Genomic DNA, 20,314 nt, shown 5'->3' on the forward strand with positions numbered 1-20,314 from the left:
TCACTTCGTTCGTGCACCGTCGAGCGCCAGGTTGAGTTCGAGCACGTTGACGGCGGGTTCGCCCATGAAGCCGAGCGCCCGGCCGGTGGTGTGCTCGCCGATCAGCGCCTTCACCTGGTCGGTGGGCAGGCCGCGTTCCCTGGCGACGCGGGGCGCCTGCAGGTCGGCGTAGGCGATGGAGATGTGCGGGTCCAGGCCGGAGCCGCTGGCCGTCACCGCGTCAGCCGGGACGGCGGGGGTTTCCGCGTTCCCCTTGACCGGGATGGTCCGGCCGGTCGCGTAGTCCTCGCCCGGCTTGCCGCACTCCACCTTCAGCCCCTGGTAGGTGGCGGTGAAGGGGGTGGCGGGGCAGGCCTGGTTGACGCTGACGGCGTGGTCGGGGAAGACCTTCAGCACGGCGCCGACCCCGTCGGGGGTGCAGTACGGGCGGGCGCCGCTGACGCCTTCCAGCTCGCCGATCGCCTTGGAGCGGGCGCACACCTGGGTGAGCAGCGACTGGCGGCCCTGGTCCGGATTGCCTTGCTCGTCCTTGGCGCCGGGCACCGGCAGCGTGTCCACGATGTCCTCGGGGCCCAGGTTGCTGGCGCTGGTGGAGGTCGGGTCGTAGCCGTCACCGGCCGCCGAGGGCCGGGACTGGAAGTACTTGGCGACCGGGTTGCCGTCTTTGTCGGTGAAGGACTGGCCGATGATCGCGCTTCCTACGTCCTTGCCGCCGGACTGGACGATCGAGCCGTTGGCGTTGCCGTTGAACAGCGCCTGGGCGATGCCTGTGGTGACCAGCGGGTAGATCAGGCCGAGCAACGCGGTCAGGACGACGACCGCACGGAGCGCGGCGAGGTGCTGGCGCAGCCAGCTTGGCAGGCGTTCCATTTATGACATCCCCGGCAGGAACTGGATGAGCAGGTCGATGATTTTGATGCCGACGAACGGCGCGATGATGCCGCCCAGGCCGTAGAGGTACAGGTTGCGTGACAGCAGCTTGGAGGCGCTGGCCGGCCGGTAGCGCACCCCGCGCAGGGCCAGCGGGATCAGCGCGATGATGATGATCGCGTTGAAGATGACCGCGGCCAGGATGGCGGACTGCGGGCTGGCCAGGCGCATGAGGTTGAGCGCGTCCAGGCCCGGGTAGACGGCCGCGAACATCGCGGGAATGATCGCGAAGTACTTGGCGATGTCGTTGGCGATGGAGAACGTGGTCAGCGCGCCCCGGGTGATGAGCAGCTGCTTGCCGATCTCCACGATCTCGATGAGCTTGGTCGGGTTGGAGTCGAGGTCGACCATGTTCCCGGCCTCCTTGGCGGCCGAGGTGCCGGTGTTCATCGCCACGCCGACGTCGGACTGGGCCAGGGCGGGGGCGTCGTTGGTGCCGTCGCCGGTCATCGCGACCAGCCGGCCGCCCTCCTGCTCCTTCCTGATCAGCGCCAGCTTGTCCTCGGGAGTGGCCTCGGCCAGGAAGTCGTCCACCCCGGCCTCGTCGGCGATGGCCCTGGCGGTCAGCGGGTTGTCGCCGGTGATCATCACGGTGCGGATGCCCATCCGGCGCATCTCGTCAAACCGCTCCCGCATGCCCTGCTTGACCACGTCCTTCAGGTGGATCACGCCCAGCACGCGGCCCTTGTCCGCCACCACCAGCGGGGTGCCGCCGGAGCCCGAGACGCCGTCCACGATGTGGCCGACATCGTCGGTCGGGTGACCGCCGGCATCGCGCACCCACTTCATCACCGCCGTGGCGGCTCCCTTGCGGACCTCACGGTCCTCCAGATTGACACCCGACATGCGGGTCTGGGCGGTGAACGGCACCCACTCGGCGCCGTGGATCTCCCGCTCGCGCAGGCCGTAGCGTTCCTTGGCGAACACCACGATCGAGCGGCCCTCGGGCGTCTCGTCGGCCAGGCTCGACAGCTGCGCCGCCTCGGCCAACTCCTGCTCGGTGACTCCGGCCGCGGGCATGAACTCGGCCGCCTGCCGGTTGCCGAGCGTGATCGTGCCGGTCTTGTCCAGCAGCAGCGTGGACACATCCCCGGCCGCCTCGACCGCGCGGCCGGACATGGCGAGCACGTTGCGCTGCACCAGGCGGTCCATGCCGGCGATGCCGATGGCCGACAGCAGCGCGCCGATCGTGGTCGGGATCAGGCAGACCAGCAGCGAGACCAGCACCACGCCGGTGACACCGTCGGCGTCCAGCGCGAGCGAGTCCGGCACGCCCGGGTTGATCAGCTTGGCGTAGATGGCCAGCGGCTGCATGGTGGCGGTGGCGACCAGGAAGATGACCGTCAGGGCCGCCAGCAGGATGTTCAGCGCGATCTCGTTCGGCGTCTTCTGCCGGTTCGCCCCCTCGACCAGGGCGATCATCCGGTCGATGAAGCTCTCGCCGGGCTTCTGCGTGATCTGGACGATGATCTGGTCGGAGAGCACCCGGGTGCCGCCGGTCACCGCGGACCGGTCGCCACCGGACTCGCGGATGACCGGCGCGGACTCGCCGGTGATGGCCGACTCGTCCACCGACGCGATCCCCTCGATCACGTCGCCGTCACCGGGAATGGTCTCCCCCGCCTCGACGATCACGAAGTCGCCCTGCTTGAGCTCGGCCGCGCCGATCACGTCCCAATCGGGGGAGGTCCGGCTCTTCAGCCGGCGCGCCTGGGTGCCGGTCTTGGCCTTGCGCAGCGTGGCCGCCTGCGCCTTGCCACGCCCCTCGGCGACGGCTTCGGCCAGGTTGGCGAAGATCACGGTCAGCCACAGCCACACCACGATCGCCCAGGCGAAGAACGACGGGTTCAAGACCGCCAGCACGGTGGTGAACACCGCGCCGACCTCCACGATCAGCATGACGGGGTTGCGCCACAGCGTGGCGGGGTTGAGCTTTCGCAACGCGCCCGGCAGTGACACGACCAGCTGCTTGGGATCCAGCAGACCCCCGCCCACGCGACCGTTCCGCTTCGACGCAGGAGACGCTTCGACGACTGGGGTTGACATATCAGGACAGTCCTTCTGCGATGGGCCCGAGCGCGAGCGCCGGGAGGAAGGTGAGGGCGACCAAGATGATCGTCACGCCGACGACCATGCCGACGAACTGCGGCCGGTGCGTCGGCAGCGTGCCGGCGCCCTCGGGCACGGGCGACTGGCGGGCCAGCGACCCGGCCAGCGCCAGCACCAAGATGATCGGCAGGAACCGGCCGAACACCATGCACAGACCGAGCGCCACGTCATACCACGGGGTATTGACGGTCAGGCCGGCGAACGCCGAGCCGTTGTTGTTGGAGGCGCTGGTGAAGGCGTACAGGACCTCCGACAAGCCGTGCGGCCCCGAGTTGAGCATGCTCGCGCGCTGCTGCGCCGAGCCCATCGCGAACGCGGTGCCGATCAGCACCAGCATCGGGGTGACCAGGAAGTACATGGAGGCGAGTTTGATCTCGCGAGCGCCGATCTTCTTGCCCAGATATTCCGGGGTGCGGCCGACCATCAGACCGGCCACGAAGACGGTGATCACCGCGAGGATGAGCATGCCGTACAGGCCCGCGCCGACCCCACCCGGCGCGACCTCGCCCAGCATCATGTTGAACATCGTCATCATGCCGCCGAACGGCGTGTAGGAGTCATGGAAGGAGTTCACCGCGCCGGTACTGGTCAGCGTGGTCGCGGCACCGAAGGTAGCCGAGTTCGAGACGCCGAACCGCATCTCCTTGCCCTCCATGGCCGCGCCCACCGCCTGCGGCACCGTGGCGTTGCCGGACAGCTCGAACACGTTCGTGAGCAGCACGCCGGCCAGCGCGAGAGTGGCCATCACGGCGAGGATCGCATACCCCTGCCGGACCTGGCCGACCATCTTGCCGAACGTCCTGGGCAGCGCGAACGGAATCAGCAGGATCAGGAAGATCTCGAACCAGTTCGTCCAGCTCGTGGCGTTCTCGAACGGGTGCGCGGAGTTGACGTTGTAGAAGCCGCCGCCGTTGGTGCCCAGCTCCTTGATCACCTCCTGCGAGGCGACCGGGCCGCCGGTGACGTGCTGGCTGCCGCCGGTCAGCGTGGCGACCTCGAGCCCACCGGACAGGTTCTGGATCAGCCCGCCCGCGACCAGCACCAGCGCGCCGACGAACGCGATCGGCAGCAGGATCCGGATGCTGCCGCGCACCAGGTCGACCCAGAAGTTGCCGATCGTCTCAGCCTTGCGCCGGGCGAAACCGCGTACCAGCGCGACCGCCACCGCCATGCCCACCGACGCCGACACGAAGTTCTGCACCGCCAGCGCCGCCATCTGGGTCAGGTGACCCATCGTGGACTCACCCGAGTAGGCCTGCCAGTTGGTGTTGGTGACGAAGCTGATCGCGGTGTTCCAGGCGATGTGGTCGGTCACCGGCGCCATGCCCAGGCTCAGCGGCAGCCTGTCCTGCAGCCGCTGGATGCCGTACACGACCAGGATCGAGATCACCGAGAACGCCAGCAGGCTGCGCGCGTACACGCCCCAGCTCTGCTCGGCGTCGGCCCGCACGCCAAGCAGCCGGTAGACGCCCCGCTCGACCACGGTGTGCCGGACGCTGGTATAGACGCGGTACATGTAGTCGCCGAGCGGCTTGTGGACCAGGGCCAGCGCGGCGATCAGGCAGACAACGAAGATCATCCCTGCTGCGGTCGTGCTCATCAGAAGCGCTCCGGAAACAGCAGGGCGGCGACCATGAAGATCACCAAGGCCACGACGACCACCAGACCGGTGGCGTTGATCGCGCTCACAGACGCTCCACCGCCCTAACAATCAGCCCGAAGACCACGAAGATCGCGATCGTCAGGGCGACGAAGATGACGTCAGCCATCCCCACTCCTCAATTCGGAACACCTGATTAACCGCCCAGGGCGAGCGGCTACAGACCTAGGAAATCTCCGAAATTGGGTCGTTTTGCCGTTCTTGACAGAGTCCATACGGCCATAGCGTGAATCTTGACGCGATTCGTACGCGGCACATCGCGGCACCAACAGCCCCACCGCTCCGGCCGTATCGAGCAGGCACGCGGCACCGGATTGATCAGCCCCGGCGATCCTGGCTGGTAGCCCAGCGTCGAGACGTAGTCCACACCGGCCAGGGCACATCACCCGCCCTCACGGATGCTTCACGCGGGGACCGTGCTCGATCTGTTCACGGTGGGTCTGCAGGCCGTGGAGCAGCGAGACTGCAGTGTGTCAGCGGGGCCGGGCGACGCCCAGGACATGATCGAAGCCGCGGAAGGCGAACCGCTCCGAACTCCCGACGCCGAACCCCGCCCGCTCCATCGCGCCGAGGATGTCGCGAGCGGGATGGCAGCCGCCCGCGGCGCGCGACCAGATGGGGGTCGCCAGACCGCTCAACAACGCGATCGGCCACCTGCTCGACCTCTGGTGCTCATAGAAGCGCAGCTCACCGCCCGCCCGCAGCACCCGCCGTATCTCCTGGAACGTCTCGGCGAGCCGGGAGGAGCAGCACAGGATGAGGGAGCAGACAACGACATCACAGGAGCCGTCGGGGCTCGGCAGCCGCGTCAGACCGCCGTCGAGAAGGTGGACAGGGGTTGGCAGATCGGCGGCTACCGCCTTCGCCGCCGCCCGCAGGAAGGGGTCCGGCTCGACGAGGAGGATCTCGTCCACGCCGGGTGGATAACAGGTGAGCTTGAGACCATCGCCCGCGCCGATCTCCAGGACACGCCCGCCGAGTTGCGCCATGAGCCGCCTACGCTGCGGCGTTGGGTGCGTGCGGCTTCCGATTCCGAGGCCGACCGGCCGTGGATGATGGAATTGCTCCATCCCCACGCCTATGGCTCGCCTATCCTGCGATGTAATGAGGGAATTTTCGGTATGCACTGTCCGGGCCTCCTGAATGCGCTATTTCCACTATCAGGACATTTGTTGGGCATGAGTGCGATACCTACGCGACTCTGATGAACAAAGCGCGCATTCATACGTTGTCTTGGCGCCGAGGCGACCGACCGCTCATCTCCCGAGCAAGCAGTTCCCCCATGCGCTGCTGAGGCAGCACGACACGGTGAGCGCCGACACGCTCGAGGATTCTTGCGTGGCGAGGAGTCGCGGCCCTGGCCCAGATCTCCTGGATCTCGAGCTCGGCGAGCAAGGAGGTGGTAAGGACGCTCGCTGCGACATCCTGCCCGATGGCCACCACCACCTGCCTGAAGCCGGCCACCCCCAGGCGCCGCAACACTTCCAGATCAGTCGTGTCCGCCACGACGAGCCGGTCGAGGCTATCGGCCAATGACCGGACGACCTCAGGATCCTTGTCGACCCCGAGGACGTTCCCATCTTCCATGGCCAGGTGGAGCGCGAGCGAGCCGCCGAAGCGCCCCAGACCGAGCACCGCCAAGCCGTCCCCACGCGTCAAAGATGACCTCCCTCTGGTCAGGCGGTTACCGAGCCGTCCAACGCGCCCCCTCCAAGGATGACGCGGACGAAGCACGCCCAGCTGTCAAGAAATCATCAAGGGGCGTAGTTTCCTGACACGACAACGCCATAGACGACATCGCAGTCTTCGCCCACGCCTCGACGCCACACGGCACTGCCGTCCAGCCGACCTCCGGCCTCGCCCGAGTCACCCGCTGCGGTGCGGCTAGGCCAAGGTGATCACGGCGACGACGGCGACGAGAGCCGATCCTGGTCGTCGGGGTGGCCGTCTCGGCTGGGCGGCGAGCCACCTGGCCTTCATCCTGCTCGGTCTGGCCTTCGTCCTGGTCGTTCTCGGGCTGACACTCGGCCTGGCCTACGGCGCCACCAGCGGCGACGCCGCCGAGCGAGTCCCCCTTGTGCTGGGCGCCGCTCTGGCCCAGCTACCCGCCGTATGGACCCTGGCCGGGCTCGCCATCGCGCTGTTCGGCCTGCTCCCCCGCCTGGTTCCCACGGCCTGACCTGCCCGGGCCGGCGCTACGGCCAGGCGCGCCTCGCGAAGCGTGAACCAGCGCTCGGATGCCGGTTATCGCCCGTAGCCTGGTTCGCCGCGGTGCTGCTGCTCGTGTTGCTGACCGCGGGCGTGAGTCAGGCCCATCAACCAGCGGTCGACCTCACTGGGCCAGTCGGTATGCAGCGCTTCCTCATGACTCATCTCGAAGCGGCCGATGGCACCGCCAGAAGGATGGCGAGCAGAATGCTGATCCGCTTTCAAGACCACTGCCAACCCGGACCGACTCGAGACGAACGCCAGCTCCACCTCGTGTACGGCACCGGCATGATGGTAGGGGGGATAGAACTCGATCCTTTGGTAGAACGGCAAGTCCTGATGCACGCCGTTCAGCCGGCCCATCTCCAGGACAGTGCCCTTGAAGTAGAAGCCGAGTTGGGGGAAGGCCTGCAGGACGCGTAGCTGCGAAGGCGCGGGCTTGACGACGACCATGTCCAGATCGCCTTGCTCGACCGCCGTAGCGCCGGCGACTTCGGTACGCACTCCCAACGCCGGCCCGGTCAGATGCCGGCCCCCGATCTCGCTGATCGGCGTCTCCCACGGGACCATGATCTGAAACCCGATCACCCGTTCCTCGCCCCGACGAAGGAGGGAAGGGCCCGAGATCTGAGCGTGCAGAAACTCCTCGAACCCGCTCTGCTCACCGGCTCCCGCCTGCGCCGGCTCCACCCGCGCGACCAGCACGAGGGCGACACCTTCGAGGCCGGCGTCGACGTCGCCGCCCTTCAGCCGGACTTCACCGGCCAGCGTGCCGCCAGGCTGCGTCCGTGGCGTGGCCAGGATGGTGTCCATCGAGGGCGCGTCGGCGCCAAAGGCACTGATCATCCGTTTGAAGACCACGGCTGTTCTCCCGCCTCAAATGGATTGAGCCACTCGCTTGAACGACCGGGCAGGGGGCCGGGGTTCCGGCGGCCACGAAACCCTGTCCAGAAGGTCCACCGTAAGCAGCTTCTTCGGGCGCAGACACGACCGCCACTGCTGAAGACGGCAGGGCCGGTACGGTCAAAGGCCTCAAGCAGCGCCCTGAGCCTCAGCGAGTCAGGCCTGCGGTGGTGAGCACCAGGGTGAGCGCGCCCATAACGGCCACCAGGGCGACGGCGCACAACTGAGGCGCTGAACGAGATCCGTCGTCCTGGGGCGTGATCAGAGCCAGTCGCGGCGTTTGAATATCAGATACAGGCCGAGGCAGGTGAGCACCATCAGGGTGAGGGCGAAGGGGTAGCCATAGCTCCAGCGCAGTTCGGGCATGCCGGGCGATTCGAAGTTCATGCCGTAGACGGTGCCGATGAGGGTGGGGGCGAACAGGATGGCGGCCCAGGAGGAGATCTTCTTGATCTCCTCGTTCTGGGCGAGGCTGGCCTGGGTCATGTGCTTCATCTCCTCGTTCTGGGCCTGGGAGACGAGGGTGGAATTGACGGTCAAGATGTCGGCGAGCATCTGGCGGAAGCCGTCCACTCTTTCGGCCACGGTGGTGGCGTGGTCGGCCACGTCACGCAGGTAGCGCTGGAGTTCTTCGTCGGTGCCGTACTTGGCGAAGCCAGCGGTGAGGCCGTTCAGGATGGTCAGCAGCGGGCGGGTGGCCCGCTGGAACTCGATCACCTCGCGCGACAGCTCGTAGATGCGGCGGGAGACGCCGGGGTCGCCGCCGAACATCTGGGTCTCGATCTCGTCGATGTCGTTCTGTAATCCGCCGATGACGGGGGCATAGCCGTCGACGACGTGGTCGAGCACCGCGTACAGCACGGCTTCGGGGCCGCGGGCCAGCAGCCCGGGGTCGGTTTCCATGCGCTCGCGTACCGGGTGCAGTGTGGGGGCGTTGCCGTGCCGGACGGTCAACACGAAGTCGGGGCCAACGAACAGGTGGATCTCGCCGAACTCCACCTGTTCGGCGGCGTCGTCGTAGCGGGCGGCGCGCAGCACCACGAACAGCGTCTCGCCGTAGCGTTCCAGCTTGGGCCGCTGGTGGGCGACTACGGCGTCCTCGATCGCCAGCTCGTGCAGGCCGAAGTCCTCACCGAGCGCGGCCAGCTGCGCCTCATCGGGCTGGAACAGGCCGATCCAGCCCATCACGTCCGGCTGGCGGGCCAGCCGCTGGCGGACCTCGGCGGGGGTGGACGGGCTGTCGACGCGCTGCCCACGCTGGTAGACGGCCGCGTCCACCACCTGGCCCTCGAACGGTCGAGCAGAGCGGCGACCGCGCGGGTCCATCGACTCCTCGCCCTCGGGCCGGTCCGGCCGAATCCGGAAGAACACGCCCAAGATATCGCACAACGCAGTCCTGCGGCCGGGAAGGGGGCACTGCTGACTGCGCATGCCGGGCAGCGCGTTCGGGTAGATGCCGACATGTCTGCACATGCCTCGATGGGTCCCCCGGGGGGATAGGTGACCTTCCAAGCCGCCGGCTGGCTGTGGGCGTTCGTCGTGCTGGCCGCCGGGGTGGCCGGCTACGTCATCGCCCAGCTGCTGCGGCCCCGCTACGCGGCCCGCTTCACCGATCTGCGGCTGCTCGACCTGATCGCGCCCAGCCGGGCGGGCTGGGCGCGGCATGCCGCGGCGGTGTTGTTCACCCTGGTGATGGGGCTGCTCGTGCTGGCGGCCGCCCGCCCGGCCACCGCGGTGCAAGTGCCCCGGGACCGGGCCACCATCATCGTGGCCATCGACGTGTCGCTGTCCATGGTCGCCACCGACATCCCGCCGTCCCGGCTGGCGGCGGCCAAAACCTCGGCCAAGGCGTTCGTCACCCAGCTGCCCGAGCGCTTCAACGTCGCCCTGGTCTCCTTCGCCCGCTCGGCTGCGGTGCTCGTCTCGCCCACGGTGGAGCGCGAGGCGGTCGTGCGGGCGATCGACGCGCTCCAACCGGCGCCGGGCACAGCCATCGGCGAGGCTGTCTTCTCCGGCCTGGACGCGATCCGCTCCTTCGACCAGCAAGCGGTCAGCGACCCGCCGCCATCAGCCATCGTGCTGCTGTCGGACGGCGACAACACCTCCGGCCGCAGCGTGAGCGAGGCGACGCAGGAAGCGGCCCGCAGCAAGGTGCCGGTCTCCACCATCGCCTTCGGCACCCCGGACGGCACCGTGGAGATCGACGGCCGGCAGCTTCCGGTCCCGCCGAACGCCGCGACGCTGCGCGAGCTGGCCGAGGGCAGCGCCGGACGCGCCTACGACGCCCCGTCCGCCAGCTCCCTGGATGAGGTGTATGAGAGCATCGGCAGCTCGCTCGGCACCATGACCAAGACCCAGGAGGTGGGCTACCTGTTCCTGCGCTGGGCTCTGCTCCCGGCATTCACGCTGGCCGCCCTGTCGCTGCTGACGCCGATCAAGCCAGCCCGGCCGCGCCCCGCCCGTCCCCGCCCAGCCAAGACCCGCGGGTGAGGCTTTACGCTGCCGTGCATGTCTCGTACCCGTCTGTACCGCCACGGCGTGCTGGAGGCCGAGGGCTTCCCGGTGGCCGACGTCTCCGATCACGTGGCCGACCCCTCTTGTGCCGTCTGGTTCGACCTGTGCTCACCCAGCCCCGAAGAACTCGCCGTGATCAGCGAGGAACTCGGCCTGCACAAACTGGCCGTCGAAGACGTACTGCACGATCGCCAGCGGCCCAAGCTGGACGTCTACGACAGCCACCTGTTCCTGACCGTCTACGGCGAGCGGCTGGACGCCGACACCGGGCAGCTTGCCTCCACCGAGATCAACATCTTCGTCACCCGCACCGCCCTGGTCACCGTGCGCGCCAACGACGCCTTCGACATCGGCGAGGTGACCCGCCGCTGGGACGCCAGCCGTGACCTGGCCAAGCACGGCGTCGGCTTCCTGCTGCACGGGCTGCTGGACGTCGTCGTGGACGGCCACTTCGAGGTTATCCAAGCCCTGGACGACCAGATCGAAGCGCTGGAAAGCGACCTGTTCGACGGCCAGCCCAGCCGCCACCTGCAACGCCACACCTTCGCCCTGCGAAAAAGCCTGGTGGCCTTCCGCCGCGGCGCGCTGCCCATGCGCGAGGTCGTCAACAGCCTGCTGCGGCGCGACCTGCACGTGGTCGAACCCGCCATGGCCCCCTACTACCAAGACGTCTACGACCACGTCCTGCGCGTGGCCGAATGGGCCGACTCGCTACGAGACCTGGTCAGCAACATCCGCGAGACCCACCTGGCTCAACAGGGCTACCGGCTCAACGACATCATGAAGAAGCTGACCGGCTGGGCCGCCATCATCGCCGTCCCCACCATGATCACCGGCTTCTACGGCCAGAACGTGCCCTACCCGGGCTCCGAGCAGCCGATCGGCTTCTGGACCTCCGCCATCATCATCGTCGCCGCCTCTCTCGGCCTATATCTCGCCTTCCGCAAACGCGACTGGCTATGACGTTCAGCGCACCGCTCGGGCTAGGCAGCGCTTCGGTCCGGGTTCCGGCGGCGCTGCGGACGGGTTGGGTGGTGGTCCGTCGCACGGTGCGGGTGTCCTCAGGCAGTTCGATGATCGGTGTGGTGTCGCTGACACACACGTTGATGATCGCTCGGGCGTGGATGCGGCCCAGGGCGACGCACCACACCGTAATGGGGCCGGACTTGCCGGCACGGGACGCACTGCGCGTGTGAGCGCACCGCTGACCTTGGGCGGACTGGCGGCCCAACTGCTTGCCACCGCCGTGGAGGAAGGCCTCGAATTCTTCGCACACGCACCGCACGCTTCCACCCCCGCGATACCGCAAGGGTGGGCGCCGGCCGTCTGGCTGTCGAGCGTATTCAGCTCAGTGTCAGGCGGTCGGCGTGCTCAGCCTCGATGGGGGTGACATCCGCGGGCCGGGTTTGCTGGAGTCTCCAGCGCGTCAGGACGCCGTCTGGACCCACCAACCGGCCCTCTCGCAGAGCGCGCTCGATGCGCCGCCTCACCTCGTGCTCGACCTGAGGATCGGCGGCGAACAGGACGCGCAGGTGGACCTGTTCGCCGACGCGCTCGACATGCGTGTGATGCGGCGCCAACGGGCACGGCCCGGGATGCTCCCAGTGCCCGCACAGCGCGACGGTGACGGCCGCGCCCGGCGCCCGCTCATCGGCGCCGGCGTCCATGATCAGAACCGCTTCCTGAACAAGGGCCTCCCGCACCACACCACCCTGACGCGGGATCGATGCGCGCGCCAGGCATCGCCCAGCTGGCGAACCGCTCGTCGTGTACCTCCTGGACGCGGGTCGTCAGCTCCTGCAGATGAAGACCGCGATAGGGCTTCCTGCCGCCATCGCCCGCCCCTGGGCCAGGGTCAGGGTGAGCGATTGAGTGCCGGTGGGGGTCTCGGTTCGGGAGCGGCGGCTGGCTGGCTCAGGTACAGGGTGGTCCTGGCCGGCGGTTCCCGGCGGCGGCGCCTGCTCGCAAGCCTCTCCCGGGCGTGAGACGCGATGAAGAATCCGTCAGAGAGTGGCAGAGCGAGCGGAGCTTACTCGTATGGTGAGTGCCGCGCCCGCCATGCTATCTGCGGCGGTTTCGGGGCAGCGTAACCCCGGCCGCCCCATCCCGGGGCGCATCCGTGATCCCCAGGCAACACAGGGGTACGGGTGTCAGGGTCCGTGCCGGGGGTCTGATATGTGTCGTCTGGTAGTCCGCCGCGGGACGAGCGGGAAAGGCGTATGGCCGATCCGGTCTTCCGCCCTGCCGAGCTGGCCGTGGTGAGGGCCGGCAGCGTGGCCCGCTGCCGCATCACGACCGACCTCGAGCAGCCTCGCAGCCTGGTGCGCGCCTATGCCCGACAGGCCGGACTGCGCGGGGAGCGATTAGACGATCTTGTGCTCGCGGTCAACGAGGCGGTCACCAACGTGCTCGACCACGGCGGCGCCGCCGGCACTCTGACCGCCCGCACCCGCCCCGGCGCCGTCATCGTGGAGATCAAGGACACCGCAGGCCGGCTGACCCGCGACCATCTGGCCGCCGCCAAGGTCGACCCGCACGGCACCCATGGGTTCGGCTTGTGGGTGATCCAGCATCTGTGCGACCAGGTCCATCTCGACCAGAGCTGCTCCGGCTCCCGGCTGACCTTGACCATGAACCTTTTCCCGGTATCCGCTTGACCCAGGCAAGGCGGTGGCCGGACGATCCTCTGCGGGTCGGGTCCGTGTGTCGGGGTCCATGTATCGGGCCTGCGTGTTGGCCGTGGCCGGTTCGATTCTGAACAGAGACATCCGCCGACGTTCCGCCCTATTTGACACGACGTACGATGACGCCGTGATGACCCAGTGATGATGTGGTGCTGATGCCTGTCGACCAGGGCCCGGAGCCTGCGTCGTTGCGCCTGACGTCGTCCTTCGCCGGCGAGGTCACCGTGATCACCGTGGAAGGGCTGCTGGATGCCACCACCCGCAAGCAGTTCGCCGATTACCTGTCTCTGGCGGGCCTGTCGGTGATCCTCGACCTGTCCGGGGTCACGTTCATGGACTCGGGCGCCCTGGGACTGATCATTCGCCACTGGCAGGACAGCCAGGCCGCCGATGAACCCTTCGCTCTCATCGGCGTCGACTCCGCCCGCTCCAAAGTTATGTGGATCACCGGCCTGGCCAAGGTCCTGCCCTTGTACGAAGCCCTCGACGAGGCGCTGGTCTCCCTGACCTGACAACCACATCAGCCCACCCCCTCATCGACAGCCGGAAGGCGCGACGACGGCGACGCGACCGTCTACCCGGGAGCTAACTCATCGCAGGTCTCGATGACAGCTTCGCCCACGTCGTCACCGACGGAGCGGGCCACGACCGCAACGTAAGCCCGCAAGGCGCCCACTGCCTTCGACCGCGGGCCACCAGGGGGCGGTGGTGAAGGCTCGGGCCAGGCCGTGATGCCCAGGACGCGGCGCAGCGGGCCGTGATGAGTTCCATGGTGGCGGCGACGGCGGTGAGGTCCGGTCGGCCGCCAGCCCATCGACCGGATGGAAGCCGCAGCTCGCCGAATTCGCCTCGCCGCGGCGCGGTCACGCATGGGCCAGCCTTGCGGGTGCCGATTATTCATCCGTCCAGGTCAGGCGGCATGCCGGCATCGTGAAATAGCCACCGGCAAGCTCTAGCCCAGCAGCTGCAGAGCCTTGGTCAGGCCGGGGTCGCGTCCGGCTGACAGGGCCTCGGCTGTCATCGGGGCGTAATGATCGACGGCGACGCCGATGGTGTTGATCAGTTCCCTGTTCGGCCCCAGGTGATGCTGCCTGGGCAGCAGCAGCACGCTGCCGTCCTGGAGGGGGTATGGCTCGCCGGGGCCGGAGACCAGCCCGGCGGTCCAGGTGCCGACCAGGGTGCCCAGGCGCAGGTCCTTGACCGCGGCGCTGAAGTCGTCGCAGGCCGAGGCGCAGTCACGGTCAGTCAGTACGGCCAGCGGAAGCTTCAGCAGCGGGACGCTGTCGTCGGTGCGGTTGGGGGTGCAGGCGCCGGCCACATCGCAGAAGTAGCTGGTGACCTTGCCGTGCGCGAAGGTGCCCAGCAGCCGGGTGACCTCGCGGGGCGAGCCTCCGCCGTTGCCGCGCAGGTCCAGGACGAGCCCCTTCAGGCTGCCCAGTCCGGCGATGGCGCGTAGCGTCCGGTCGGCCACGCCGGAGGAGAAGGCGGGCACCTTGACGTAGCCGATACCTCCGTCGAGCCGTTTGGCCGTCACAGCCGGTTCGACGCCCTCCACGCGGCCCGGCTTGATCTTCACGGTCCGGACCTTGCCGGTGGATGGGCGGCGCAGCGCCAGCCGTACCGGATTGGGGTTTTCGGCGACGAACGGCTCCAGGACCTGCGGGATGAGCGCGCCGTTGATGAACGGGGGCACCCCGTTGATCGAGACGATCACGTCGCCGGGCCGTACACCCTGCCGTTCAGCGGGGCTCGCGGGGATCAGCGAGGTGACGAACAGCGGCCCTCGCGCGGCTGGGTCATCCGGGCGCGAGGACAGCCCCGCGATGCCGATTCCGTAGAACACGAAACGCCGGGGCCCGTCCTTGTCCTTCGGCTTGCCCGTGGGTTTGTCCGTCGGCTTGGATTCGGGTTTCGGCTCGGCCGGGGCCTCCTGCCGTTCCCAGGCCGCGTGGTTGTCGTCAAGCGCCGCCACCATGACCCGCATGGTGGCGGCCGCGAGCGCCTGGCGCACAGCGGCGTCCGCACCGACGGTCACCCGCTCGTAGACGGCGGCGAACGCGGTCCAGTCGGCTTCCCGGTTCCCGGTGAGCGGCGGCATGGTGGCAGCCGGATGGTCCTTGCCGCGGCGCTGCAGCTCCTGGGTGAGTCCGGCGAAAGCGGCTGCCAGCAGGACCCGGTCGTCCAGCCGGGGGCCGCCGTAGTAATAGGTGAAGATGCAGTCGTAGGCCTGCTTGAGCGTGTCGACGGTGGTCGGCGCGAGCGGCGGCTCGGCGGGAGGCTTGCTGGGAGAGGTGGGTTTCACGAAGGGGGCGCACGGCGCCGGGGCCGCGCTCGCCGCAGCCGGGGTCAGGCCGGTAGAGGCGATCAGCAAGGCCGCGGCGGCCAGGAGAAGGTTCTTCATGGCGGTGAGGCTGGCAGGCGGAGCGTCAGGTGAGCGTGCCCGCGAACGTTAACGCTCCTGTTATGGCCTGCCGGATATCCCTTGCCCATGCGGGTTCTGGTGGCTGAGGACGAGCGGTTTCTGGCCGATCTGGTGGCCGACGGGCTGCGCATGCAGGCGATGGCGGTCGACGTCGTCTACGACGGCGCGGCGGCACTCAGGTCGCTGGCCGAGCGCCCCTACGACGTGCTGGTGCTAGATCGCGATCTGCCCGGGGTGCACGGAGACGTCGTCTGCCGCCGCCTCGCCCAGGCCGGGGCACGCACCGGCATTCTGATGCTGACCGCGGCGGCCTCGGTGCCGGAAAGGGTGGCAGGGCTCGGGCTGGGGGCCGACGACTACCTGCCCAAGCCCTTCGACTACGCCGAGCTGGTCGCCCGGGTGCGGGCGCTGGGTCGGCGCAGCCAGGCGCCGCTGCCCCCGGTGCTGGAGCGGCATGGGATCGTCCTGGACGGACCACGCCGGCAGGCCTTCCGTGACGGGCGCTACCTGGCGTTGTCCCTCAAGGAGTACGCCGTCCTGGAGGTGCTGATGCGCGCGAGGGGAACGGTGGTCAGCGCCGAGCAGCTCCTTGACCAGGCCTGGGAGGAGGACACCGATCCGTTCACGACGGTCGTGCGGGCCACGGTCAGCAAGCTGCGGGCCAAGCTCGGCGACCCGGTGATCGTCCAGACCGTGCCCGGCGTCGGCTACCGCTTGTGAGGACCCGGCTGACCGCCCTGTACGCCGGCCTGTTCTTGATCACCTCGACAATTCTGCTGGTCACGGTGAACCTGTTGCTTCGGAACATGCTCCAGGATCAGGTGTCCATGATCCAGTTCGGCCCGCTGCCGCCGGGCGCGCCGAAGCCGCGGGGCCTGGTGCTGGAGAACATCCAGAATCTGCCCGACCTGGTGCTGCGGTTCCAGTGGGAGGTCACCGCGGTCACGATCGTCGCGCTCACCGCCGTGTCGGTGGTCGCCGGGTGGTGGCTGTCGGGGCCCCCCGAACAGCTCGACGAGCTGTTCGAGCCGTTCCGCACCCGGTCAGCGGACGGCATCGGCCTGGGCCTGTCGATCGTCGCCTCGATCGCCCGCGCCCACGACGCCACCGTCACCGCTCGGCCTCAGCCGGGAGGCGGACTCGAACTGACGGTGAGTTTCGCCGGGCGTGGCTCCGGGCGCTCCGGGTCGTCATGAGGCAACGGGCGAGGCGCGACCGGCCATCTGCCGAGTTGACCACCTGTAGAGCATCCATGCCATCACGGTTGCAGTGGTTCTCGCTGCAACCGTGACGGCCCCGCGGTCAGTGACGCTTCCCCTCCGGTACGGGCTGCGCGTCCGCCGGAGCGACGACTTCCTCACTCGCCCTGAAGTCGAAGTAGTCGGCCACGTTGTGGCTGTCTCCGACCTGCATGTCCATGTGCCGGATCCGGCCCTGCTCGTCGATGTCCACGGTGCCGGTCATCTCGGTGACGGGTCCCTTGGAGTCAGGGTAGGCCACCTCGAAGCTGTAGCGCGTGCCGGTCCAGCCTTCGCCGTGAGCGGGGCCCTGCTCCTGCACGTTGCTGGCCTCCCGCAGTTGCTCAAGCGCGGCCTGCGGGTCGGTGTAGGCCAGCTTGTGGATGGGCTGGTCGTCGACCCTGGGCTCGACCGTCCACGTCACACCGTCGTACTGGTAGACGTGGTCGCCGACGAAGCGGGTCTCCCGGCCGGTGCCCTCGACCACCGTCCTGCCGGTGCGGGCCGTCGGGTCGAAGTAGCCGGTCGACTTCATGGACTTCTCCGGCGAGTCGGAGGTGCCCGTCACCCGGAAGCTCTCGGACGCCGTGCGCTGGGCCGCCTCCGCGACCACCGCCTGCGCCGAGCTCGTGGCGCCCATCATCGTGACGACCGCCACCACGCCGGCCGTGAGCAGGGCCGCCAGGGACGGCACGAGCACCCTGCGACGCCGCGCCGACACCGCGAACTCGACGTGTTCGGGGCCGTCGGCGCTGGCCGTACGCAGCAGTGACCTGAGCGCATCTTCCGTTGCTCGATTCATCGTTTTGCCTCCATTTCGGTGATCTCGGGGACCAGCTCTTCGCCGAGCACTTCGCGCAGCCTGCGCACGCCCCGATGGGTGTGCGTCTTGACGCTGCCGACCGAGCAGCCCATGAGCTCGGCCACCTGCGCCTGGGGCAGGTCCTCGAAGTAGCGCAGCACCAGGGCCAGCCGCTGGCGTGGCGGCAGGACCTTGAGAGCCTGCCGCACGGCCAGGGCCAGGACCGGGTCGTCCTGGCCCGCTGCCGGCTCGGGCATGCTGTCGCTCGGCGTCTCCCTTCGCCAGCTCACCCGCCACCAGGAGCGATGGGTGTTGACCAGGATCCGCCGCAGATAGGCGTCCGGGTCGGTGGCCGTGTCCAGGCGGGGCCAGGACCGGTACAGCTTGACCAGGCAGCTCTGCAGCAGGTCCTCGGCCGCGTGCCAGTCGCCGGTGAGCAGGACCGCCGTGCGCAGGTGATGCGCGCCGCGGTGCCGTACGAAGGCGGAGAAGTCGTGAGCCATACCGTCTACACCCCTCCGGCGACCGCCGAGGTTGACACGAGAAGAGGTCGATTTTCGAATGATCGATCCGGCATGGCGGCCCGGTGCCGGTCATCCCCTCAACACTCGTACGCCCATCTTCCGCCGCTCCCTGGGAGAACGCGGTGGTGTCCCTGGTACGTCCGGGCAACCACCCGCGCCGTCAGGTGATCGCCTGGCACAGGGCGCCCGAGACGTCATGCGTACGGTCGCGACCACCCCGGCCGCGACCGTACGCGAATGTCGATCTTGCGCTTTACTTGATGGTCGTGCTGGTGACCACCGGCAGCGAGATCGAGGTGCCGGCCAGGTCGATGGTGACCTTGGCCCCGGTGCCGGGTTCGGCGTCGGTCCCGGTGCTTGCCGGGCGTCAGCGGTTTCGAGCGGCTCAGCGACTTGTGGTTCTGCGCGTCCAGGATTCCTCGGGTGACCACGTTGACGCCGGAGGTCGCCGTGTTGTCGCCGGCCCTGAGGTAGCAGCCGTCGTCGTCGGCCGTGCTCTGGTCGCGGTAGTTGATGCGGGTCCTGGCCGTAGTCGACGAGCAGGACGCCCAGGTTGGCGGTCGGCTTGTCCAGCGTGAGGCGCAGGCTCACCGACGGCGTTCCGGACAGCCGCATCGCGGTCTTCAGCGGCGTTGCGGCCGCAGGGTCGTCGTCCGGGTCGGTCCGGGCCAGTCGGCCTGGGTGATCCACCGGTCCGGGCCGAGCTGCACATCAACGGCCGGCCGGTGCATGATGCCGTTGGAGACGCCCATCAGTTCGTGGTCGAACCACTTGTGCAGGGTGTCGACCCACACCTCGCGGCGGGCCCAGAACGGGTCGAGGTGCCCGTACTGCGTCACCCACGCCTTGCGCTGCACGGCGCGGGGCAGCTTGGCCCACCACTTGGAGAACTGGCCGCCCACCACTGCGGCAGTTGCGCTCGTGCCAGTAGGCGTTGTAGTTGCCGGTGGCGTGATCTCGGCTGGGATGGTGCTCGGCTCGGGCAGCGGTCGGAGGGGACTGCCTGTCTGAGCGTCCGGTGTGGCCGATGTTCGTTGTAGCCGGACCATCAGCAAGTACAGGAGGCGTAGGAACACGAGTGCCGAGGATAGAAGGTCAGGTCAGATGGCGTGATGAGTTATGGCACCCCACAGGCCCGCGTACCGGCACCTGGCGGCGCCTGGGCGGAACGATCAGGACGATCCGACTCTCAGAGCGTGCCGGTTTTGCTCACGGGTGTCCCGTCAAGCGAGACGAAATGCCCTGCGACTGCTTCACGGCAGTAGGCCCGCAGCGCGTCCACCCGGGCAGTGCGCCGTGCGCCAGGCGCAGTGGCGAGTACGACGTGGTTGGCGGGGATCTCATCCGCGATGGGGCGGTACACGATCGGCTTACCGTCGTACGTCAGGTCGCCGTGGGGACGACCCATGATGATCGTGTAGCCGAGGCCTCGCGCGACGAGCGAGCGAATCGTCTCGACGTTCGCGCTTCGCCAGCGCACGCGAGGTGTGATGCCGGCGTTGCGCAGGATCTCCTCGACGTGATCAGTGGCCGGGCGCATCGCGAGAAGAACGGCGTACTCGTCACCCAGGGCGCTGAGCGAGACCTTGTCCTGGTCGGCCAGCGGATGACTCGGCGAGACGGCCAGCTGCAGTCGAACGGGAGCCAGACGCTGAACATCGACCTCGGAGGCGATGTGGTTCTCGTACAGCAGGGCGGCATCCAGCCTTCCCTCGACCAGGAGAGTCTGGAGCGCCACCGATGCTCCTTCCTCCAACTGGAGGTCGATCGCAGGGTGCTGCTCCGCGAAGTACTCCGCCATGTGCGGGAACAACCAGGGGGACAGAGTCGTGAAAATCCCGACCCGCAGCGGGCCCCTCAGTTCCCCGCGGATGGTTCCGGCCAGCTCCTGGATGTCATCGACGCAGGAGGCGATCACCCGCGCGGTTTCGTAGACGCTTCGCCCGGCATCGGTGATCTCAACGCCTTTGCCCCGCGTACGTAGCGTGAGCTGGACGTCGAGGAGCTCCTCGAGTTGCGTTATGGCGAGAGAGACCCCGCCGGGGGACACGTGCAGCATTCTCGCCGCCTCGGTGATCGACCCGCTCTCGACGACGGCGCAGAAGTACTGCAGCTGCCGGAGCGAGAGCGCCGACGTTCCGTTCACTTCAGCCTCCTTAAACTATCAATCATGATAGTTGTCATTGCCTAATTTGGCCAGCTCACGCACACTCGTGAGGTTCCATCAATCGAGGGTTCGTCACAGAGCGCCCGGACCCCGTTACCAGGGAATGCGACGATGAGTGCCAAAACACCGGCCGCCCCCCACGCCGGGGCGGTC

At 68.3% G+C, this 20,314-nt stretch carries 22 protein-coding genes; 7 read left to right on the plus strand and 15 right to left on the minus strand.

Going from position 1 to position 20,314, the window contains the following annotated elements; genetic code table 11:
* The 6 genes from V5E28_RS00235 to V5E28_RS00260 all read right to left on the minus strand — a co-directional run bounded on the left by V5E28_RS00235 (position 1) and on the right by V5E28_RS00260 (position 6,334).
* Entirely contained in the window at positions 1 to 870 is an 870-nt protein-coding gene (locus V5E28_RS00235; protein WP_336203753.1) for a potassium-transporting ATPase subunit C, read from the minus strand.
* Entirely contained in the window at positions 871 to 2,976 is a 2,106-nt protein-coding gene (gene kdpB / locus V5E28_RS00240; RefSeq protein WP_336203755.1) for a potassium-transporting ATPase subunit KdpB, read from the minus strand. It abuts the gene before it with no gap.
* Position 2,977: 1 nt separating this feature from the next.
* Positions 2,978 to 4,639, minus strand: a complete 1,662-nt coding sequence (kdpA, locus tag V5E28_RS00245; RefSeq protein WP_336203757.1) for a potassium-transporting ATPase subunit KdpA — start codon at positions 4,637 to 4,639, stop codon at positions 2,978 to 2,980.
* Positions 4,639 to 4,728: a K(+)-transporting ATPase subunit F gene (gene kdpF / locus V5E28_RS00250; protein ID WP_336203760.1), complete on the minus strand. Its 90-nt coding sequence runs from the start codon at positions 4,726 to 4,728 to the stop codon at positions 4,639 to 4,641. The genes kdpA and kdpF overlap by 1 nt, the downstream gene beginning before the upstream one ends.
* Positions 4,729 to 5,172: 444 nt before the next feature.
* On the minus strand, positions 5,173 to 5,688 hold the full coding sequence (locus V5E28_RS00255) for a class I SAM-dependent methyltransferase (protein ID WP_336203762.1): 516 nt from the start codon (positions 5,686 to 5,688) through the stop codon (positions 5,173 to 5,175).
* Between the two features lie 232 nt (positions 5,689 to 5,920).
* On the minus strand, positions 5,921 to 6,334 hold the full coding sequence (locus tag V5E28_RS00260; protein WP_336204900.1) for a potassium channel family protein: 414 nt from the start codon (positions 6,332 to 6,334) through the stop codon (positions 5,921 to 5,923).
* Between the two features lie 259 nt (positions 6,335 to 6,593).
* On the opposite strand from V5E28_RS00260, the gene V5E28_RS00265 reads away from it, so the two are divergent.
* Positions 6,594 to 6,878 carry a hypothetical protein gene (locus tag V5E28_RS00265; protein ID WP_336203763.1) on the plus strand — a complete coding sequence of 95 codons (285 nt, stop codon included), beginning with the start codon at positions 6,594 to 6,596 and terminating at the stop codon, positions 6,876 to 6,878.
* A 65-nt stretch (positions 6,879 to 6,943) separates the two neighbouring features.
* On the opposite strand, the gene V5E28_RS00270 is transcribed toward V5E28_RS00265, so the two are convergent.
* Both V5E28_RS00270 and V5E28_RS00275 read right to left on the minus strand, forming a co-directional pair.
* Positions 6,944 to 7,768: a sporulation protein gene (locus tag V5E28_RS00270; RefSeq protein WP_336203765.1), complete on the minus strand. Its 825-nt coding sequence runs from the start codon at positions 7,766 to 7,768 to the stop codon at positions 6,944 to 6,946.
* A 303-nt stretch (positions 7,769 to 8,071) separates the two neighbouring features.
* Entirely contained in the window at positions 8,072 to 9,136 is a 1,065-nt protein-coding gene (locus V5E28_RS00275; RefSeq protein ID WP_442945758.1) for a magnesium and cobalt transport protein CorA, read from the minus strand.
* Positions 9,137 to 9,310: 174 nt separating this feature from the next.
* Here V5E28_RS00275 and V5E28_RS00280 point away from each other — a divergent pair, with 174 nt between their 5' ends.
* The gene (locus V5E28_RS00280; protein WP_336203769.1) at positions 9,311 to 10,300 is read left to right on the plus strand and encodes a VWA domain-containing protein; all 990 of its coding nucleotides are present in this window, start codon (positions 9,311 to 9,313) and stop codon (positions 10,298 to 10,300) included.
* An 18-nt stretch (positions 10,301 to 10,318) separates the two neighbouring features.
* Positions 10,319 to 11,287, plus strand: a complete 969-nt coding sequence (locus V5E28_RS00285) for a magnesium transporter CorA family protein (protein WP_336203771.1) — start codon at positions 10,319 to 10,321, stop codon at positions 11,285 to 11,287.
* A gap of 380 nt (positions 11,288 to 11,667) precedes the next feature.
* On the opposite strand, the gene V5E28_RS00290 is transcribed toward V5E28_RS00285, so the two are convergent.
* Complete coding sequence (locus tag V5E28_RS00290; RefSeq protein ID WP_336203773.1) at positions 11,668 to 12,030, minus strand: hypothetical protein; 363 nt, start codon at positions 12,028 to 12,030, stop codon at positions 11,668 to 11,670.
* A 513-nt stretch (positions 12,031 to 12,543) separates the two neighbouring features.
* Here V5E28_RS00290 and V5E28_RS00295 point away from each other — a divergent pair.
* Together V5E28_RS00295 and V5E28_RS00300 are read left to right on the plus strand one after the other, a co-directional pair.
* Complete coding sequence (locus V5E28_RS00295; protein ID WP_336203775.1) at positions 12,544 to 12,981, plus strand: ATP-binding protein; 438 nt, start codon at positions 12,544 to 12,546, stop codon at positions 12,979 to 12,981.
* A 182-nt stretch (positions 12,982 to 13,163) separates the two neighbouring features.
* Positions 13,164 to 13,520 (plus strand): STAS domain-containing protein, encoded by a 357-nt coding sequence (locus V5E28_RS00300; protein WP_336203777.1) that lies wholly within the window; start codon positions 13,164 to 13,166, stop codon positions 13,518 to 13,520.
* Positions 13,521 to 13,960: 440 nt separating this feature from the next.
* On the opposite strand, the gene V5E28_RS00305 is transcribed toward V5E28_RS00300, so the two are convergent.
* The gene (locus V5E28_RS00305; protein ID WP_336203779.1) at positions 13,961 to 15,409 is read right to left on the minus strand and encodes a S41 family peptidase; all 1,449 of its coding nucleotides are present in this window, start codon (positions 15,407 to 15,409) and stop codon (positions 13,961 to 13,963) included.
* An 87-nt stretch (positions 15,410 to 15,496) separates the two neighbouring features.
* Between V5E28_RS00305 and V5E28_RS00310 the strand changes: the two genes are divergently transcribed.
* Positions 15,497 to 16,150, plus strand: coding sequence for a response regulator transcription factor (locus tag V5E28_RS00310; RefSeq protein WP_336203781.1), 654 nt, complete (start codon positions 15,497 to 15,499; stop codon positions 16,148 to 16,150).
* Entirely contained in the window at positions 16,147 to 16,626 is a 480-nt protein-coding gene (locus tag V5E28_RS00315) for an ATP-binding protein (protein WP_336203783.1), read from the plus strand. The genes V5E28_RS00310 and V5E28_RS00315 overlap by 4 nt, the downstream gene beginning before the upstream one ends.
* Positions 16,627 to 16,732: 106 nt before the next feature.
* Here the strand turns inward: V5E28_RS00315 and V5E28_RS00320 are convergent, their stop codons facing one another.
* The 5 genes from V5E28_RS00320 to V5E28_RS00335 form a co-directional block, all read right to left on the minus strand.
* Positions 16,733 to 17,470, minus strand: coding sequence for a hypothetical protein (locus V5E28_RS00320; protein ID WP_336203784.1), 738 nt, complete (start codon positions 17,468 to 17,470; stop codon positions 16,733 to 16,735).
* Positions 17,467 to 17,973 (minus strand): SigE family RNA polymerase sigma factor, encoded by a 507-nt coding sequence (locus V5E28_RS00325; protein ID WP_336203786.1) that lies wholly within the window; start codon positions 17,971 to 17,973, stop codon positions 17,467 to 17,469. The genes V5E28_RS00320 and V5E28_RS00325 overlap by 4 nt, the downstream gene beginning before the upstream one ends.
* A gap of 90 nt (positions 17,974 to 18,063) precedes the next feature.
* Positions 18,064 to 18,609, minus strand: coding sequence for a hypothetical protein (locus tag V5E28_RS49400; protein ID WP_442945744.1), 546 nt, complete (start codon positions 18,607 to 18,609; stop codon positions 18,064 to 18,066).
* A gap of 8 nt (positions 18,610 to 18,617) precedes the next feature.
* Positions 18,618 to 18,899 carry a hypothetical protein gene (locus tag V5E28_RS00330; RefSeq protein ID WP_336203788.1) on the minus strand — a complete coding sequence of 94 codons (282 nt, stop codon included), beginning with the start codon at positions 18,897 to 18,899 and terminating at the stop codon, positions 18,618 to 18,620.
* A gap of 284 nt (positions 18,900 to 19,183) precedes the next feature.
* The gene (locus V5E28_RS00335) at positions 19,184 to 20,140 is read right to left on the minus strand and encodes a LysR family transcriptional regulator (protein ID WP_336203790.1); all 957 of its coding nucleotides are present in this window, start codon (positions 20,138 to 20,140) and stop codon (positions 19,184 to 19,186) included.
* Between the last annotated feature and the right edge of the window lie 174 nt (positions 20,141 to 20,314).

It is taken from the genome of Nonomuraea sp. LPB2021202275-12-8 (assembly GCF_037044575.1).
Lineage (GTDB): Bacteria > Actinomycetota > Actinomycetes > Streptosporangiales > Streptosporangiaceae > Nonomuraea.

Bases quoted from the DNA above. Each gene is read 5' to 3' on its own strand.
- V5E28_RS00235 (WP_336203753.1), bottom strand. From the start codon at position 870: ATGGAACGCCTGCCAAGCTGGCTGCGCCAGCACCTCGCCGCGCTCCGT.
- V5E28_RS00255 (WP_336203762.1), bottom strand. From the start codon at position 5,688: ATGGCGCAACTCGGCGGGCGTGTCCTGGAGATCGGCGCGGGCGATGGT.
- V5E28_RS00295 (WP_336203775.1), top strand. From the start codon at position 12,544: ATGGCCGATCCGGTCTTCCGCCCTGCCGAGCTGGCCGTGGTGAGGGCC.
- kdpA (WP_336203757.1), bottom strand. From the start codon at position 4,639: ATGAGCACGACCGCAGCAGGGATGATCTTCGTTGTCTGCCTGATCGCC.
- V5E28_RS00320 (WP_336203784.1), bottom strand. From the start codon at position 17,470: ATGAATCGAGCAACGGAAGATGCGCTCAGGTCACTGCTGCGTACGGCC.
- V5E28_RS00305 (WP_336203779.1), bottom strand. From the start codon at position 15,409: ATGAAGAACCTTCTCCTGGCCGCCGCGGCCTTGCTGATCGCCTCTACC.
- kdpB (WP_336203755.1), bottom strand. From the start codon at position 2,976: ATGTCAACCCCAGTCGTCGAAGCGTCTCCTGCGTCGAAGCGGAACGGT.
- V5E28_RS00310 (WP_336203781.1), top strand. From the start codon at position 15,497: ATGCGGGTTCTGGTGGCTGAGGACGAGCGGTTTCTGGCCGATCTGGTG.
- V5E28_RS00325 (WP_336203786.1), bottom strand. From the start codon at position 17,973: ATGGCTCACGACTTCTCCGCCTTCGTACGGCACCGCGGCGCGCATCAC.
- V5E28_RS00300 (WP_336203777.1), top strand. From the start codon at position 13,164: ATGCCTGTCGACCAGGGCCCGGAGCCTGCGTCGTTGCGCCTGACGTCG.
- V5E28_RS49400 (WP_442945744.1), bottom strand. From the start codon at position 18,609: ATGCGGCTGTCCGGAACGCCGTCGGTGAGCCTGCGCCTCACGCTGGAC.
- V5E28_RS00285 (WP_336203771.1), top strand. From the start codon at position 10,319: ATGTCTCGTACCCGTCTGTACCGCCACGGCGTGCTGGAGGCCGAGGGC.
- V5E28_RS00275 (WP_442945758.1), bottom strand. From the start codon at position 9,136: ATGGACCCGCGCGGTCGCCGCTCTGCTCGACCGTTCGAGGGCCAGGTG.